The following is a 17,115-nucleotide window of genomic DNA, read 5'->3' as shown; positions in this document are numbered from 1 at the left end:
GTGCTAGCTCCCCTTTACCTTAACAGAGACTGACAGGGCCTCACGATAGCCTTGCAGCGGATCCAGCCGCGGCTGGATGCGCTTAAGCCGTCTTTTTGAGCAGGTCGTCGAAATAATTGATTGTCTTGCGAATGCCCTCGCGGAGCTGAATGCGCGGCTCCCAGTGCAGGATCTCCTTCGCCTTCGCAATATTCGGCTTGCGCTGCTTCGGGTCGTCCTGCGGAAGCGGGCGCTTGTCGATCCTCGATCGGGAATTGGTCAGCTCGATGACGATTTTCGCGAGCTCGAGAATGCTGAACTCGACGGGGTTGCCGAGATTAATCGGGCCGGTGATGTCGTCTGGGCTGTTCATCAATTTCATCAGGCCGTCGACGAGGTCGTCGACATAGCAGAACGATCTCGTCTGATCGCCTTCGCCGTAAATGGTGATGTCCTGGCCTTGCAGGGCCTGAACGATGAAATTGGAGACCACGCGACCATCGTTCGGATGCATTCCGGGCCCGTAGGTGTTGAAGATACGGGCGACCTTGATCCGCAGATTGTGTTGCCGGCGATAATCGAAGAACAGGGTCTCGGCGCAGCGCTTGCCTTCGTCATAACAGGACCGGATGCCGATCGGGTTGACGTTGCCCCAATATTCCTCGGGCTGAGGATGCACGGTCGGATCACCATAGACTTCGGAGGTCGAGGCCTGAAGGATCTTTGCCTTCACTCGCTTGGCGAGCCCGAGCATGTTGATGGCGCCGTTGACGCTCACCTTGGTCGTCTGCACCGGATCGAACTGATAGTGAATGGGCGAGGCCGGGCAGGCCAGATTGTAAATGTCGTCCACCTCGACGTAGAGCGGGAAGCAGATGTCATGCCGCATCAGCTCGAACCGCGGATTGTCGAGCAAGGGAATGATGTTGTGCTTCGACCCGGTATAGAAATTGTCGACGCACAGCACTTCGTGACCGCGCTCGAGCAGGCGGTTGCAGAGGTGCGAGCCAATGAACCCGGCTCCGCCGGTCACGAGAATACGGGGCTTCATGCAGAAATGCCTTCCAAGCGTAGCAGGGTGGTTGTCATCGGAGCGAGGACTTAGGACGCGATCTTCCGTTGAGCTGCGGTCAGAATGTCGACGCCTTTCTGGCGAACCTGCTCGGTGTCGGCCTTTGCCTCCCGCCCGGCATATTGGTTGGTCATGACGATTTTCAGGGTGAGCAGCGCGATGTAGATGTCAACGCGGAGGCTTGCGTTGCGCACGTACCAGGTGTCGAACGCTTCTTTTTCCTCCTTGCTGACGAGTTTGCCGCCATTGACTTGCGCCCAGCCGGTCAGTCCGGGGCGAACCGAAAGACGATCGGCGAGATTCCCAGGCTGATCCTCCGGCAGCAGAGGCCGCGGACCGACCAAGGACATGTCTCCGAGCAGCACATTCAACAATTGCGGCAGCTCGTCGAGCCGCGTGGCGCGCAGGAAGCGCCCGATAACCGATGGCTCGCGGCTCGTCTCAACGCGCTCCCCATCAGCATCAAAGGGAGCGTGCAATGTCCTGAACTTGTAGATCAGGAACGGGCGGCCCTTCCAGCCAAGTCGCTCCTGCCAGAACAGAATTGGAGAGCCCACGTCTAGGAGGACCAAAATACCCGCCACCAGAGCGACCGGTGATAGAATAACCACGAGTGCGAGCGCGCCCAGCACGTCGATCCATCGCTTCAACCAAAAATAGGCGGAGAGCGGATGTTGCGCGGCCTGCTCGCTGGCGCTTACGAGCTCTGGCTCTTTCCATTGGGTGATGCCGACCAGGCGAGGCAGATACTGCAGCTGAATCTGCCGCTCCAGACAGACGCGCTCGATCTCCTGGCTGGTGGCTTCACCGAGCTGACTTCCCTCGCCAGCCACCACGACCCGGTCGACATGGATGCCATGAATTGCGAACTCCGTAATGATCGCGTCGAGTTCGTGCGGCGCCCCCATGACCTGGACGTCTGCCACTGCACGTCCCACCATCTTGGGATTCTGATCCAGCACGGCGATGACAGGATGGCTGGGCGGTGCATAGGCGCGCAGCATTTGGATAAAGTGGAAAGCGAAGCGGGACGCGCCGATGACGATGACGCGCTCTCGCTTGGTTTGGTGTTCATGTGCGCTGTCTGGCAATACGACGCGAAAGAAGAGCCGGCCACCGATGAGCCCTGCACCCAGCAACGCGGCATGAATCAGAGGCATCGAGCGCGGAATGCCGTCCATGCGCGTCAGCGAGAACAGGACGCCGCAAGTCATCAGTTCCGTAAACAGCACCGCCTCAAGGATGGACAGGAATTCCTGTACGGAAAAATTGCGAAGCAGCCCGTCCTGAATCCGGAGAGCGAAGAAGCTAAGCAGCGCAAAAGCAGAGGCGAACAGACAGTAATAGACGGCTACCGCCCAGTCGCCGTGGAATGGCGCCGATCCGTCCCGAACAAACAGGGCAAGGGGTGGTGAGGCAGTCGCCCACACCAGGTCCCAAGAGGAAACGATGATCTTGTTGCGCGATCTCGAACTCGGGGAGGGAATGATCATGTTAAATTCTCGACATTATCACGCGATTTAATCGCCGGTTAGACAAAACTCTAAATCGTTGCTGCTCTGTGGCGCATCTGCAACAGTTTTTTGCAAACCTCGGGTAACGAACTATTAAGGTCCAGGCCCGGCGGGAGCAACTTAAATCTCTACGATCATTTGTTAACTCTAACGTGACGCTGGGTTTACGGCGTTCAGCAAATTCGCAGTGCCGGCTGCCAAGCAAATCTTGCGCCAAGAGGCGCGTCGCGGAGATTCGCATTCATATTGAAATTTAATAAAGCCTGAATCCAATAAATATCCATTGACCGCTGCTGGCGTTCAGGGTTCCGTAACTATGTATTTGAACGCTTGGAAGACTTGAATGTGGACTGATCGCATTTTTGCAGTTTTGGCTTTGGTCGTATTAAGTGGTCCTGCAGCCGCGGGATCTTATGGCGATAATTATTGGGGCGGAATTGACACCCAGAACGTCTCCAACAAGGACGTGATCGGTTCGAGCAGCGTCTTCAACGTTTCCTATGTTGATGTCTCGCGGACCAATGGCGGCAATACGCTGAAGATCGTCCTGCATACCGGGTACGCTGGAGAGCCCGGGACCTCCGCAGCCCAGGGAACGACTTACGGCTCACTGTTCTTCACAACGGTGGCGAACTACTCGCCAATAGGAACCGCGGCCACTCATTACTCAAATGATTACTACCAACCCAATGACTGGACCTGGGCCTTCGTGACGTCGTCCACACCGGGTACGGGTGGGCTGTATCAGATCGGCGCCGTTCAACAGGAGGTCGACTATAAGACCACGCACGTGGCGCAGTACTACAAGACGCTGGACGGCAAGATCATCATGTCCAACGTGAATGGCGATCCGGTGACTGCGCCGTACTCTGGCAACAACGGTTTTTATTTCCGCCAAGGCCAAGCCGTGCAGTTTGCGCCCGATGCCGGACAAAAAGCCCTGTACGGTGGAAGCTGGTCGGTCGTGAGCGGATCCACGATCACTTACTACATCAATGATCAACACACGCTCGGCGACACATTTGCCATGTCTTGGGCAATGACATGTGCGAATGATGTCTTCCAGCGTGTCGTCAGCGTGCCTGGGCCAATGGTCGGCGCCGGCTTGCCGGGCGTCCTCTTTGTGATCGCGGGATGCTGCGGAGCCCTTCTGCGTCGTCGTCGCTTGCAGATGGCGGTCTCAGGCGCTCATTGATCATTGCCGCGGCTCTGTTCCACTAACGCAGAGCCGTGGGGCATTTGAGGCTGCAGATAATCGCGCAATGGTCCGCAGTTGAATTCGCGGGGGAGCGCTGGGCCGAAACCAGCCTGAAATCGCAAGGGCATCAGCTCAGGCTATGCGATCAGCCATCGGACAGAGGTCGGAGATCATCGCAAGGCTGCATTGACCAATCGCTCGTTGGTTGGCGAGTGCCGCTCCGAGCTTCCGCCTACCGGACCTAACGGATCCACTGAAATGCATGGCGCCGCGAGGGCGTCACCCGATACCCAGAGACAGCGGAGGGCACGCCCAGAATTGCTCCTAGAAGAGCGTTTCCGTCAGGCAAACCGGCGGCTGCGCCGGTTCATGAGCCATCCCAACAGACAGGCTGCAAAAGCAAAACTGGCGGCGCCTGCGCCGACCGTCGGGCCTGGAACTGCGCTGACGGCGACCTGCTCGATGCCCCAGCCCTCGTCGCGGAGTCCTTGAAATCCAGCATGGCCGGTGCCAAGGCTCGTGTAGCCAAAGGTGATCGTATTCAGTCCTGCAATCAAGGGAAGACCTGCGAAGCTCAGCGCCTCCTGGCCCCCGTGCCAGCCGATGCCGGTGCCGTTCCCGGTCAGATTGGTGAAAGTCGCGCCGAATGGATTGGAGTAGATATTAAACTGCGAGCCGCTATTGCTGCCGCCACCGAGATTGAAGGTGCCGGAAAAGATCAGAACGTTGTTCAACTTCAGCGAGAAGTCGTCTTCATAGAAATTCTGTCCATCCAGGCTGCCATAACCATCAATAACAAACGACAAGCCGGCAGCGACGGGTGACGAGCTGAAGGACAACGAATCAGTCTGGTTAGTTGCGATAGGTCCCGTTGACGCCGGGGCTGAATATATAAGGCCTGCTTCCGCAGTGTGGGCGAATAACGCGGAAAGTGCCACGCCGCCAATAAGGGCCTTAAAGTTCATTGTATTTCACCGTTTGTTTTATATTCAGTTTAATTTTATTTAATCCGAAAGGTATGTCAATAGGTGATTTCAGGACGGCGACACTCCGGTGCCGGTGCTGATCTGGCGGCGACGCTCAGTCGTTTCAAGCGAAGGCTGATTCTTCGCCACGGGATACGCCGACGACAGGCTTGTGTAAGGAGCAAGTGGCAAGATGAGCGTCCGCCCCGGGCTGCTCCATTGCGATTCGGCCAGACTGCATTTGGCTCCTATCGTCTTCCGCTCATTAGAAGTGAGGCTCACGCAGCCCGAGGATGACCCATTCGATGAGAATGCCTGTTTGGTCAACGGCGGCAGTTACTGGCATACGATGCCAGGCTAGCAAGCCGAACAATTCAGCGCTGGCGACGAAAAAGCCTGCTGCTAACAGGCCCATACCGTGAAAGCTAGTTCTAGTTAATGTGTGGAATCGCCGGACTAGTCGATAGGTCGGGTTTGGCCGCGCCTGAATTGCTGAGCGCGATGCTGGATCAGATCTATCATCGCGGGCCGGACGGTGAGGGCTCTTTCGTATGTCCCGAGCAGTCCTTTGCAGTTGGCATGCGCAGATTGTCGATCGTCGATCTTCAGAGTGGGGATCAGCCGATCTGGAACGAGACCTATGACGTTGGAATAGTCTTCAATGGGGAGATCTACAATTACAAGGAATTGACCTGCCGCCTGGAGGAGCGCGGCCACGTCTTTCGCACCCGCTCGGACACCGAGGTGCTCGTCCATCTATATGAGGAGTATGGACGGTACATGGTGCAGCACCTGCGCGGCATGTTCGCGTTCTGCGTCTTTGATCTCAGAAGCAGAACCCTCTTTCTTGCGAGGGATCATTTTGGCCAAAAGCCGCTCTACTATACGAAGCAGGAGGGAAAATTCGCGTTTGCTAGCGAGATAAGCGCGTTGCGTGCGGTTCCTTGGGTTGACTTCACAATCGATCACGAGGCTTTCCTAGACTATACATGCTGGTTGTCCCTGCCTCCGCCAAGGACTCACTACCGCAAGATCCTGAAACTATCGCCTGGATGCTGGGCGCAGCTTTCGCTGGATAGCTGCGAGCTGAAGATCTCGCGCTACTGGCAATTCGGGCAAGGATTAGCGGTTGATTTGCTGGACGAGCGCGCCGCCATCTCGCAGCTGGACACGGTGCTTGGCCAAAGCATTTCGATGCATCTGCGCGCAGATGTTCCCGTTGGCGTCCTGCTGAGCAGCGGCTTGGACAGCTTCGCGATCCTCAACTACGCACAGGAGATCGTCCGAGGAAGCATCAGCACCTTTTCGGTGGGATTTGACAGCAGCGATAGCGAGTTGAACGGTGCGGCACTGGTTGCCGGGCAGTCGAAGTCCCAGCACCATGCATTGAAGTTGAACGAGCGGCAATTTGCCGACAATTTGGATAGGGTGCTGCGCCATCTCGGCGAGCCGATCGGCGACCCCGCGTGCTTTGCTGTTTTGCTTCTTTGCGAGCTTGCCCGCAATCATGTCAAGGTTTTGTTGTCCGGCGAGGGGAGTGACGAACTCTTTGCAGGGTATGAAGGCCGATATCTTGGAGCGATGTCGACCCTAGATCGTTCTGAGACACTGCGGGTGCTTGCGCGCGTCCTGCCCAGCGCCAGCTCGCCTTGGGAGAGCTCGCGCTGGCAGAGGCTTTTGGCACGAGTGCATTCGAGCAGCGGCCAGGAATTCGTCAATCTGCGCTCAGAAGGCTTCCCGGGTGATGTTCGACAGCCGCGGGGGCACAGCAAAGATCAGCGCAGCATGCTGTTCAGCCGCTCGGCTGAAATATCTGAGCAGATGTTCCGTCATTATCCGGATCGTCTCAGTAGCCTTCTCGCATTCGACATGGAATGGCAGTTGCCGGAGTCGTTACTCCAAAAGGCCGATAAGATGAGCATGGGCGCGAGCGTCGAGTTGCGTGCCCCTTTTCTCGACGTCGAAGTCGCGGGAATTGCGGCGCGGATTCCTTCCGAATTGAAATTGCCGCGTTCCGGGCCGGGTAAGAGAGTATTGAGACATTTGCTGAAGCAGAGATTTCCGGACCGGTATGTTCCGCAGGTCAAAAAGGGCTTTCCCATTCCGCTGCGGGAATGGATGACTGGACCGCTTCGCGAACAAGTGGAGGACGAGCTCTTTTCCTCTCGTTCGGCTGTGTTGGACCACCTCGATTCAAAGCTGCTCCGGAAAGCTTGGCACGACCTCCTGAATGGATGGGGAGGGGTAGGGGTATTTTACTCGTTGTGGCTCTACGAGAAATGGATCAAGGAGCAGCAACGGAGAGCCTCGGCTGATGCGCCAAAGAGTGCAGTCGCGACGGCGAGGTGATTCAGGTGTTTGCCGAGGGACGATGCGCGCAGGAGCGGCTCATTGCTTCTACGGAAACCGTGGTCGTGCACTGCGCGTAAATCCCGGGACGGCAAAACCGCGCGCAACAATCATAGCCAGACCGGCGCGCTGATCGACATTATTCGGCGAACAACCGCGCCGCTACACCCTGGGTTCAAAGCTGCGGCATTGAGCGGCCACAGCTTTGATTGATGCGCCCGTTACGGTGTTGAAGTCGATGGCGTGGCTATGATCGTGCTCGAACCGGACCCGTTGATCAGATTCCTCAGAGCATAGCCTTGCGTAACAGTCGACATCGGGTCCTGGACAGCCGTGTTGAGTGTATGGAGGAAGGCCACGAACTTTCCGACTTCGACCGATGCCGAATTGGTGACGTACAGGACATCCTTGTTACGCATTTCGAACTTTGTCGCCAAGAAGAAGCTGGATGGATCGCGGAAGTTCATATTGTAAATGACCGGCACGATTGGCCCGGGATATTTCGAGCAATCGATCCCCATCGCGCTAGCAACTTCGCAGGGCTCGCCGCGATAGAGGAACACCGAGGCCGGATTGGCTTGACCGTCCAGTAGACCACCAGCTTTCGACACGGCTTCTGCCAAAGAGAGACGCCACGCGCCGAAGGGATATTGCTGCTGCCGACCTAGAGCGCCGAAGGCGAGGAACGTCTGGGGCTCCCGATACAGGAAAACCGTATCGTTGGCATGCACAAAAACATTATTGGCCGGTTCGTAGATCAGGGAGCCCAGCGGAGCAGTCGCACGGCTGCCGTGACGCTCGAGCATGATCCACATCTCGGACGCGGGACCCTGGGTACCCCCAGCGCGAGCGATGTAGTCCAAAACACGCTCCGGAGTGGCAGTGATCGGCACGCGGCCCGGACGTCCGACCTCACCCACCATCGTCACCAGTGAGGTTTGTTGGTCGACCGTCGAGACGACCACTTGCGGGTCGATCGCGCGATTCTTGAGCGCCTCGACGATGGCCTGCTGCACCTCGTCCTTGGTTCTTCCCAATGCCCTGATGTTGCCGGCGTAGGGGATGGAGATATTTCCGTGCGTGTCGACCGCTTGGGTCGGGATCGTGATGAAATTGCCTGGCCGCACGCCCGCTTCTGCCGGGATGAAGAGCCCGCCGGTGCTGGCCTCGAAGATGGTTACGGAGATTGTATCGCCAATACCGAAGCGAAGATCCTTCGGACGCTGCTGCGTGGCGAATCGAGTCAGTCGCGGGGCGGATGAAGCCAAAACCGAGACCACTTGTGGTGTGACTTTGACGAAGGCATGCGGGAGGCTGTCGGGGTTGACGTAAGAGGCATCCCTTACGGCAATTTCGGATGGACCGGTTGCCGGCAAAAGCGCGCAGCCGCCAAGAGTTGGAACGAGCAACATGGTTGCCACAAATGCCGCTGGTCTCAACTCAAATATCCCTAAACACGGTCCAATCCGTAGGGATGAATAGCATGCAAAGATTGGAATAAACGGTTAACCTAACTTCCTGACGGGCATGTTTTGCTGACTGTGGCATATCTGCCACGTCAGTCTGGCCATAGGCAAACCTCGCACCGATGGCTTTTCGACGGCTCCTGGCAATTGCGACGATCTGCCTGTTTGGCGGGGGTCCTGGCTCGCCGCAGATATTCACCCCTGTCGGTGAATGGATCGAAATTTGCTCAGGTGTTCGTTACGTCACGGAGAGAGTTGCGGCCGGAACGGAAGGGGGAGGGCTGCTCCACATCGTTCAAGTCGACCTTTCGACGCCTGGAATCGAAGTGTTCGTGACCCCGCTGGACCTGCAGGCCGTCCAATCGGGGTGGGAGTACCGGCTGGCTTACGTCTCGAGCGTCGTCCGAGAACAGCACCTTGTTGTTGCTGTCAACGCCAGCCTCTTCACATCGCGGTCTCTTGGTTACGTGCAACTGCCTGGCGATATGGCGCGAAGTGTCGAGACGGTAGTCGCGGAGCATGTCGTCAACCACCTATGGGAACACTCCTATCTCTTGGCGTTCGACGACAGGCTAACCCCATGGTTTACGCTGTCGAAACCCCCGCCGGCCGTCGACCTTGCGCGTGCCCGGTGGGCGATCGGTGGACAGGCAATCGACCTGCGCGAAGGACGCGTGAGGATCGGGAGCGCCATGCCGGACGCCCGGACGGCGGTCGCGCTGGATCAGGTTGGCCGGCGCCTGTTCCTTGCTGTGGCCGAGAATATATCGCCGCATTTGTTGCTGGCCAAACTGGCCGAACGGGGCGGTTGGACTGGAATGATGCTAGATGGCGGCCATTCCAGCACGCTTGTCGTCGGTCCGGAGGCCCGAGGCCTTAGATCAGGCACTCTAGTGGGAGGCTGGCGTCCGGTTGCGACGATTTTTGGAATCCGCGCAAGGCCGTTGCATCCTAAACTCCACGACGAATGACGCCGCGGCGACAGTGTGACTGCCGGGGCACACTCCGCCCGCAAAGACATTGCACGCTCGGTATAGTGGCAGCTTGTGCTATCCAAAGGAGCGGCCAGTCGGCCATTCGATTCTGCATCCGCGAAGTCAGGAGGCTCACGTGAGAAGCGCCATTTATCTGCTAACAATGCTTGCGGTTCCGGCCCTGCTTGTCCCCGCGGGGCCGATCGCTGCTGCGGACGCTCCGGTCCCGGCCCAATCGGTGGTCCGGGAATGCACTGACCTTGGCTGCCGCCCACACGAGCGCATCTATACTAGGCGTGAATATATCCGGGTTCGCTACCCCAAATGCCGGATACGCGATGCCTGCTCGCTTTATGGAGCCTACGGGCCGTATGGTGGGGCTCCGTACTGGGGTGCATATACCGGATGGGGTAATTATCAGGTTTGGTAGCGTCAATGTGATGGATACACGCTAGGAAGAAAATGGGTGAATTCCCAGTCGATTGCATGAAAGATGTTTTACCCATTTTCATCCAGGCCGGGTCGGCGCCTTTAACGCCGGTCCCACCTCGCAAGAATGCGCATGTTGACGCCCCGGCCGAACGCTTTTTGGGAAGGTTTCTAAGGCTGGAGTCTCGCCAAGCGTTCCTTGAACTGTTCGACTCTGATCGGGTTGTCGCCGTAAAGCCCCTGCGCCTTCTCCTCTACATATTCCAGAAGCTTCTTGCGAACCAGCTTCGGAACTTGCTCATTGCTCAGGATGCGGGTGATCGTGCTGGTCGACAGGCCTGAATTCTTGTGCTGGCCGCTTAGGATCGACCATGTCGTGCTCCGACTGAGGCCGAGTGCTCCAGCCTGCTGATCAAGACTTTCAAATCCCGCCGTCCGCAGAGCTTCCGTGATTTCGCGAATCTTGGCCCATTGGCGATCGCGCCCCGCGTTGCACAGCGAGGTGGCCTGCGCCGTTGATGAAGTATCCGTCGTTGCTGATAGCGGCGAATAATCGTGCGAGTTCGACATCTTTAAAATATTAAATTAATTGTTGCTGCCTGCAACTCGGATACGATTTTTCCGTTAGCAGGTAACGTTACTGCAGGTTTTGAAAGCGGCTTTCTTGGTTCCATCCGCCGGGTTCTCTTCAGGTCAGACCAAGTATCAGCAGTTCCAAGTGTAGGCTTGTGACACGTCGTTTGTGTGAACCAAACGCTATCAGGTTCGAAGGATATTCTGTGAGCAGCCGAATTGCTGCTGGGTTCCCGGACTCTACACCGCTTCGTGACTTGGCGCTGAGGCGAAGGAGAATGCAATCTGGGATTGGCGCGCCGATGAGGGCTCATTGAAACCCAATTCGGCCACCTTGTGAGTATACTTTGCGAGGCAAAGCATAGATTGCAAGTAGCGCGATAAACCTCGGTGCTGTCGACTGACGAGTCTGGAATCTCATGATTGAACTTACTTTAGGCGCGATTTTGGGCGGGGTGTCAGGCTACGTGCTGCGGGCTTGGTTATCTGCGCGTCGTCGTCGCGCTGCGCGTGCCGCGCGAATTGCGAGGAGTGGCAGCGTTGCGGGAAGCGGGGAGCGTCGTTTTGTCCCCTTCAGACCTGAAGGCAACTCCAGCGAGACCGGTGAGGAAGCAAGTTCGATGGTTGTCAGGTTGCAGCCGGGCGCGAGCGAACCAGGGCAAGCTCAAGCTAAGGAATCTCGTGCTCATGCCGAGTCAGCGGCTCGAATGGGGCGCATTTAGACTTCCCGGTTGACCCATCACCTGCGCAAAGATACGGTGTATCGGAGCCTAGGAATTCTGGCTGATAACTCTCGTTAACCGCTGCGGGGCGAGCGGACGTCCCATTCATTGATCAATGAAGGTTTTAATTGCTCCTGACTGGAGGGCGGGCAATCCCTATCAGGATTTGCTGGCCCAAGCCTTGAAGCGGCAATCCGTTTCTGCAGATTTCCTACAAAATTACAAGCGTGCATTTCCTCTCGCTCGATCCGTCAGAAGCAGCTCGGCCGATATATTCCATCTGCATTGGCCAGAAGCCTATTATTCCCGCGCAAATGCCGGGCTCGAATGGTATCGGCACGCGCGCTTCCCCGTGGACTTGGGACTGGCGTGTCAGAACAAGCTTCTTGCCTATACGGCACACAACCTGCTTCCCCACAGCCGGCGCACCCGACTTTTCCAGCTGTCCGCGAAAGTCAACGCGCGATATGTCGTCAAAAGAGCAGACGTCATATTTGCTCATTCGGCGGCTGCAGGGTCCCGATTGGTTTCCGAACTCGGTGCGCAGGAGTCGAAAATTCGCGTCATTCCGCACGGAGATTTATCCGGAATGCTGGGTGCGCCGATCCCGAGGGATGAGGCTGTCCGGTCTCTCGGCATTGGCTCGGGTCCCTTTGCGCTGATGTTTGGCGCGGTGGACGAGTATAAATCCTATGAAGAAATCATCCGATGGTGGAAACGGAGCAATCCCTCACTGCGCCTCGCAATCGCCGGAAAACCGAGAACTGACGAATATGGGCGTCATCTCATGAAATTGGTGGGCGGCGCTCCGAACATTCTGCCCGCATTCGAGTGGCTGTCCGAAGAGCAGCTTCGACTTTGGCTCAGCGCAGCTTCTCTCGTCATCTTTAACTATCGCGAAATCCTAACCTCAGGGGCGGCGTGCTTGGCCCGTTCATATGGAATTCCAATTGTATTGCCGAAGCGATTGACGTCTGTAGATCTAGGGGAGGGCACCCCTTACGTATTGCGGTTCTCAACGCCCGAAACCGATCTTGGTAAACAGCTCGAGTTGGCGCTTGCAGTGAAGCCGGATTTCAATGCTGCGGCCGACTGGCGGGAGGCTTGTAGCTGGGATCGAGTAGCCCGGCTCACGGCCGAAGCCTACGCTGACGCTCGGCGTGGCTGAACGTTACCTTGCCCACGCAAGCCGTCAGGCAAAGAGTCTGTCGTCATGGCGCGATGCGGACGCGTTAGTGTTAAGGAAAGCCAACGCGATACGCAGGTGGCCTTTGCGACGTACAGTCCGTGAAGTCTATCGCGGCGCATGACATGAGCAGAATATTTTTCATCAACCGATTCTTCTACCCCGACCACTCCGCCACCAGCCAAATTCTCAGCGATCTGGCATGGCACCTGACGGGCATGGGGCGTGTCGTCCACGTCATTACTAGTGGCCAGACCTACGACAATCCCGCGGCTCAACTCCGCTCCGAAGAGGTCATCCAAGGCGTACGCGTTCATCGCGTCTCTTCCACCGGCTTTGGCAGGGCAGGTCTGTTCGGCCGTTTGTTCGATTATCTCTCGTTCTATTGGTCGGCACTGATCTTGTTGTGGAGGCTGGTCGAAGCGGGGGATATCGTTGTGGTAAAGACCGACCCTCCGCTGCTTTCAGTCCCCGCTGCGCTTGTCGCGCGAGCCAAGCGTGCGCTCCTCGTCAATTGGCTGCAGGATGTCTATCCGGAAATCGCGATCGAGCTCGGTGTGCCGTTTCTGCGCGGCCCGATAGGTTGGCTGATCGCGAAATTGCGCGACCTTTCATTGCGTTCCGCCGCGGCGAACGTGGTGGTCGGGGAGCGGATGCGGGCGCTGCTCGTATCGAAAAACATTCAGCCCGATAAAGTCTACTGCATTCCGAACTGGTGCGACGATTCCGAGATATTCGAGGTGGCGCATTCGGACAATCCTTTGCGATCGGAATGGAAGCTGCAAGATAAGTTCGTGGTCGGCTATTCCGGTAATCTTGGTCGCGCCCATGATTACCAGACCATGCTCGCAGCTGCCGAGCTGCTGCGTGGGCACCCCGAAATTGTCTTCCTCATGATCGGAGGGGGACATCAGGTCAAGGATCTCGCACGGGAGGTTGAGGCGCGGGGGCTGGCTGGCGCCTTCTGTTTCAAACCCTACCAGCCGCGGGCCCAATTAAAGCAATCGCTGTGCCTGCCGGATGTGCATTGGCTGTCGCTTGAGCCGCGACTGGAAGGGTTAATCGTCCCGAGCAAGTTCTACGGGATCGCCGCGGCGGCGCGGCCCACCATCGCAGTGGGTGATTTGGACGGAGAGATTGCAAGGCTTGTTCAGCATCACGCCTGTGGAATCGGCATCACCAGAGGGGACGGGCGGGGCATGGCGGACGCTATTCTCTCGCTCTACAATGACGCCGAACGGCGCCGCTTGATGGGCCAGAATGCACGCAAGATGATCGATGAGCACGCGGGGCGAGGACGATCGCTGCAGGCTTGGGAATCGTTGCTGGTCCGGCTCTGTCTCCCGCGTTGACGCATTCTCCTCTGCGAATGTCGCGCCGGACAGATCTTCCGAACTGACGATTGGAGTTTGCCCTTGGTTCAGATTTAAATAACTTATTGAAAATTCGATTGTTTTGTTAAATTTTCAATTTGGAGTCGAGTTTGTCCAAAAAATGGGAGTTGACGCGGCGCCACATTAATAGTTTGTTAGCCATGGAAGTAGTAATTTTACGGAGGGCTTTCCAAATGATTAAGAAGTTTTTGTGTTCGGTCGCGGCCATTGGAGCACTTGCGCTCGTTGCGCAGGGTGAAGCAAAGGCTGCCACTATTTCGGGTTTTTATAGCTACGATGGCGGCGCCATCCTCGGCTTAGCTGATACTGTTGCCGCCCCGGACGTTTTCGCTTTCAACGGTGCGATCGGCAACTTCGTTGTTGATATCCTTGGCGGCGTTGTTCAGCCAAGTGCAGGTGGCGATCTAATGGACGTCTCCGCGACGGATGTTCATCAAAATGCCGTCCCAAGAGTAGACGCCACAGATACTTTGAAGCTTTATTTCTATGGAACCGGGTTCACTCCCGGCGGAGTTCAGTCCTTTCTTAGCCAGTTCACCTCGAACGCGACGGCCGGTAACGGTCTTCTCGTTAAAGAACTGACCTATCTGGGAAGTCCGTTCGCTCCCGGAACGCTTCTGGGATCGGCGCTCTTCCCGCCCCTGCTTAGCACGGGTAGCTCGACCACTGTCGCTGGTGTTCCGAATCTCTTTGATCTCACGGCAGAGATCGACATCACGGCGACCGGCAATCGGTCGAGCAATGCGACGATCAACGTCTCGGCCGTTCCTGGCCCGATCGTTGGTGCCGGTCTGCCCGGCCTGATGGCGGCATGCGGTGGTCTTCTCGCTCTTGCGCGCCGTCGGCGGAAGCAAGCAGTCTAAAGACTGACTTTTGTAAAGTCTGGAAATCCCTCAAGGCCGCGGAGCGACAGCTCCGCGGCCTTTGTTTTGCGCGCGACATGCTTCGTCGGTTCGTCGTGGTGGGGGCTGCTTCGGACAAGACCGCGGCTATCGGCAGCAAGCGCTGTCAGCTCTGGTCAACGAATTGCGGAAGGGCACCGGAATGTTGCCCGTGGCTCAATCATCACGCGTGCTCTAACGTAAGCGTAGCTCTGCGGCCCTTTTGAATCGCGCTTGACGTCTATTTTGTTCGCGTGGCGTGTCGCCGCGGTTTCCATGTGTCGGACAACGCGTTGACGGCGGCCTCGAGGGCCTTCCGGTCGATCACGTTGGGATCGAACCGCTCCGGGCCCCAGCGGCGCATATTTTCGCGCTCCGGATGAGCAGGGTCGCTGATGGCGTCGAGGTATTCGGCATAGCCTGGCGCACCACCGACGTCTTCCGGAGGACAACGACCGGCGGCCTCGAGCAGGAAGGGCATGCCCTCCGTCGTGGTGTTGTCGAACCATTTTTCGAGCTTGATCACGTGATCCCAGCTGTCGCCGAAGTCATAGAGATAGTGGATCGTCTTGGCGCCGGTCTCTCGAACGATATCGCAAAGCCGCGCTTTACGGGCATCCATGGGCTGGTGGCCGTAATCATTGTCGGGGTCGGGAATCCCCCAATGTGCCTCACCAGCGAAGAACTCGAAGAGGTGACTGTTCGTCCAGCCGAATGCCTCCTGAAGCGTCAGATGCAGCCGATCAAGGCGCAGCGTGAGCGGCACGACAAGGCGACGCATCACCTCCGGTTTTACGTCCTTGAGGGTCACCTTGATCCGGACCGCGGTCGTGTTCAGGCTCATGCCGCCAGCCTCGGATCGTGTGCATGCATCGTGTAGATCGATGCCCAAGGGAGCAGTTCGTCCAGTCGCGCCGCAGGCCAACCATTGACGAGCTTCGCGAGAACATCAGCGAGCCAGTGCTCGGCATTGACGCCATTGAGCTTACAGGTCTCGATTAACGAAGCCAGCACTGCCCAATTCTCGGCGCCCTCGTCGCAACCGGCAAAAAGGGAGTTCTTGGCGTTGAGCTTGATCGGCCGCATCGCACGCTCGACAGCATTCGTGTCCATCTCGATGCGCCCGTCATCAAGATAGAGCGTCAAGCCGTCCCAATGACGCAGCGCGTAACGCAAGGCCTTCGCCGTGTCGCTCTTCTGTGCAAGGTGATCAAGCTTGGCCTCAAACCACTGCTTCAAGGCTGTAGCCAGAGGTCGGGCATGCGCCTGCCTGCCAGCACGGCGCTCGACATCTGATCGGCCGCGGAGCGCTTTTTCGACCGCGTAAAGTTCGGCGATGCGCTCAAGAGCCTCGCGGGCAACCGGCGCTGGCGCAGGCGAAGCCTCGCGCTCGATCTTCACAAATTGGCGCCTCAGATGCGACCAGCAGAAGGCGAGCGTCCCGGACAAGGCGTCCGCACGCGTCTCTCGGGTCATAGTCTTGTAAGCCTGATAACCGTCGCAGTGGATGATGCCGCGAAAGCCCTCAAGTAGCTGCAAGCCATGAACGGCCCCACGGCCCGGCGCATAGGCGTAAACCACAACAGGTGGGTCAGGTCCGGCCCAGGGCCTGTCATCGCGTGACAGCGCCCAGAAGTAGCCGGTTTTGGTCCTGCCGCGCCCCGGATCCAATACCGGTGCGGGGGTCTCGTCGACACAGAGCTTCGAAGAGGCGAGCAGAAGCTGGCGCAGACGATGCCACAAGGGCTTCAATTCCTGGGCGGCGTAGCCGACCCAGAAGGCGAGCGTGGAACGGTCGATGGCGATACCGTGCGTCGCCAGCATCTGCGCCTGGCGGTAAAGCGGCAAATGCCAATGATACTTGGCGTCGATCACATGCGCGACGAGCCGCTCGGTCGGCAGTCCTCCCCTGATCAATCGCTCGGGAGCAGCACGCTGGAGGACGACGCCGTGACAGGCGCGGCAGGCCAGTTTGGGGCGGCGGGTGACGATGACGCGATACTGCGCCGGTACGACGTCCAGCCTCTGGCTCTCATCGTGACCGATCTCAAAAAGGTCGCCTGCGCAGCACGGGCAGCAGGTTGCAGCGGGCATCAGGGTCTCGATGATGCGCGGCAAATGCTCCGGCAGCTTGCCACGATTGGCCCTCCGCTCGGCAGCTCTCTTCTCGCGTGCTTTGGGATTGGCGCGGTCCTCGGCTGCTTCGAGAGCCGCGACAGCCTGATCGATATCCTCCAGAACAAGCTGGAGCTGATCAGCGTCAAGCTTTTCCGAGGATCGACCGAACTGCGCGTCTTTTGCAAGCTTGAGCAACCGCTCGAGCCTGGCGCAGCGATCCAGCAGAGCCGCGGCAAAGGCACGCAACTCGGCTGGATCGCTCGGCAGCTCATCAGGCAAATCACTCATTGGCCCG

Annotated in this window: 13 protein-coding genes; 6 read left to right on the top strand and 7 right to left on the bottom strand. The window is 57.8% G+C overall.

The window, feature by feature from the left end; all coding sequences use genetic code 11:
* Window positions 1-82: 82 nt before the first annotated feature.
* Together JJE66_RS29410 and JJE66_RS29405 are read right to left on the bottom strand one after the other, a co-directional pair.
* Window positions 83-1,030: a UDP-glucuronic acid decarboxylase family protein gene (locus JJE66_RS29410; protein ID WP_200517924.1), complete on the bottom strand. Its 948-nt coding sequence runs from the start codon at window positions 1,028-1,030 to the stop codon at window positions 83-85.
* A gap of 50 nt (window positions 1,031-1,080) precedes the next feature.
* Complete coding sequence (locus tag JJE66_RS29405) at window positions 1,081-2,544, bottom strand: sugar transferase (RefSeq protein WP_200517923.1); 1,464 nt, start codon at window positions 2,542-2,544, stop codon at window positions 1,081-1,083.
* A gap of 364 nt (window positions 2,545-2,908) precedes the next feature.
* Between JJE66_RS29405 and JJE66_RS29400 the strand changes: the two genes are divergently transcribed.
* On the top strand, window positions 2,909-3,760 hold the full coding sequence (locus JJE66_RS29400; protein ID WP_200517922.1) for a hypothetical protein: 852 nt from the start codon (window positions 2,909-2,911) through the stop codon (window positions 3,758-3,760).
* A gap of 344 nt (window positions 3,761-4,104) precedes the next feature.
* On the opposite strand, the gene JJE66_RS29395 is transcribed toward JJE66_RS29400, so the two are convergent.
* A complete protein-coding gene (locus JJE66_RS29395) occupies window positions 4,105-4,728 on the bottom strand; it encodes a hypothetical protein (RefSeq protein WP_200517921.1) in 624 nt (207 codons plus the stop codon).
* Window positions 4,729-5,166: 438 nt separating this feature from the next.
* On the opposite strand from JJE66_RS29395, the gene asnB reads away from it, so the two are divergent.
* Window positions 5,167-7,077, top strand: coding sequence for an asparagine synthase (glutamine-hydrolyzing) (asnB, locus tag JJE66_RS29390; protein WP_283818525.1), 1,911 nt, complete (start codon window positions 5,167-5,169; stop codon window positions 7,075-7,077).
* A 221-nt stretch (window positions 7,078-7,298) separates the two neighbouring features.
* On the opposite strand, the gene JJE66_RS29385 is transcribed toward asnB, so the two are convergent.
* Window positions 7,299-8,516 carry a polysaccharide biosynthesis/export family protein gene (locus JJE66_RS29385; protein WP_246756583.1) on the bottom strand — a complete coding sequence of 406 codons (1,218 nt, stop codon included), beginning with the start codon at window positions 8,514-8,516 and terminating at the stop codon, window positions 7,299-7,301.
* A 149-nt stretch (window positions 8,517-8,665) separates the two neighbouring features.
* Between JJE66_RS29385 and JJE66_RS29380 the strand changes: the two genes are divergently transcribed.
* On the top strand, window positions 8,666-9,514 hold the full coding sequence (locus tag JJE66_RS29380; RefSeq protein WP_200517919.1) for a phosphodiester glycosidase family protein: 849 nt from the start codon (window positions 8,666-8,668) through the stop codon (window positions 9,512-9,514).
* Window positions 9,515-10,117: 603 nt separating this feature from the next.
* On the opposite strand, the gene JJE66_RS29375 is transcribed toward JJE66_RS29380, so the two are convergent.
* Window positions 10,118-10,516, bottom strand: a complete 399-nt coding sequence (locus tag JJE66_RS29375; protein WP_200517918.1) for a hypothetical protein — start codon at window positions 10,514-10,516, stop codon at window positions 10,118-10,120.
* An 840-nt stretch (window positions 10,517-11,356) separates the two neighbouring features.
* Here JJE66_RS29375 and JJE66_RS29370 point away from each other — a divergent pair.
* The 3 genes from JJE66_RS29370 (at window position 11,357) to JJE66_RS29360 (ending at window position 14,684) form a co-directional block, all read left to right on the top strand.
* Window positions 11,357-12,409 carry a glycosyltransferase gene (locus JJE66_RS29370; protein WP_200517917.1) on the top strand — a complete coding sequence of 351 codons (1,053 nt, stop codon included), beginning with the start codon at window positions 11,357-11,359 and terminating at the stop codon, window positions 12,407-12,409.
* A 143-nt stretch (window positions 12,410-12,552) separates the two neighbouring features.
* Window positions 12,553-13,779: a glycosyltransferase family 4 protein gene (locus JJE66_RS29365; RefSeq protein WP_200517916.1), complete on the top strand. Its 1,227-nt coding sequence runs from the start codon at window positions 12,553-12,555 to the stop codon at window positions 13,777-13,779.
* 131 nt (window positions 13,780-13,910) lie between these two features.
* A complete protein-coding gene (locus tag JJE66_RS29360) occupies window positions 13,911-14,684 on the top strand; it encodes a hypothetical protein (RefSeq protein WP_200517915.1) in 774 nt (257 codons plus the stop codon).
* A 259-nt stretch (window positions 14,685-14,943) separates the two neighbouring features.
* Here the strand turns inward: JJE66_RS29360 and JJE66_RS29355 are convergent, their stop codons facing one another.
* Together JJE66_RS29355 and tnpC are read right to left on the bottom strand one after the other, a co-directional pair.
* Complete coding sequence (locus JJE66_RS29355) at window positions 14,944-15,546, bottom strand: plasmid pRiA4b ORF-3 family protein (RefSeq protein WP_200515192.1); 603 nt, start codon at window positions 15,544-15,546, stop codon at window positions 14,944-14,946.
* Window positions 15,543-17,108, bottom strand: a complete 1,566-nt coding sequence (tnpC, locus tag JJE66_RS29350; RefSeq protein WP_200515193.1) for an IS66 family transposase — start codon at window positions 17,106-17,108, stop codon at window positions 15,543-15,545. Before tnpC ends, JJE66_RS29355 begins: the two co-directional genes overlap by 4 nt.
* Window positions 17,109-17,115: the final 7 nt, after the last annotated feature.

Origin of the sequence: Bradyrhizobium diazoefficiens (assembly GCF_016612535.1) — a bacterium.
Lineage (GTDB): Bacteria > Pseudomonadota > Alphaproteobacteria > Rhizobiales > Xanthobacteraceae > Bradyrhizobium > Bradyrhizobium diazoefficiens_C.
The sequence above is the reverse complement of the archived record's forward strand: the minus strand, read 5'-3'. Positions and strand labels throughout refer to the sequence as shown.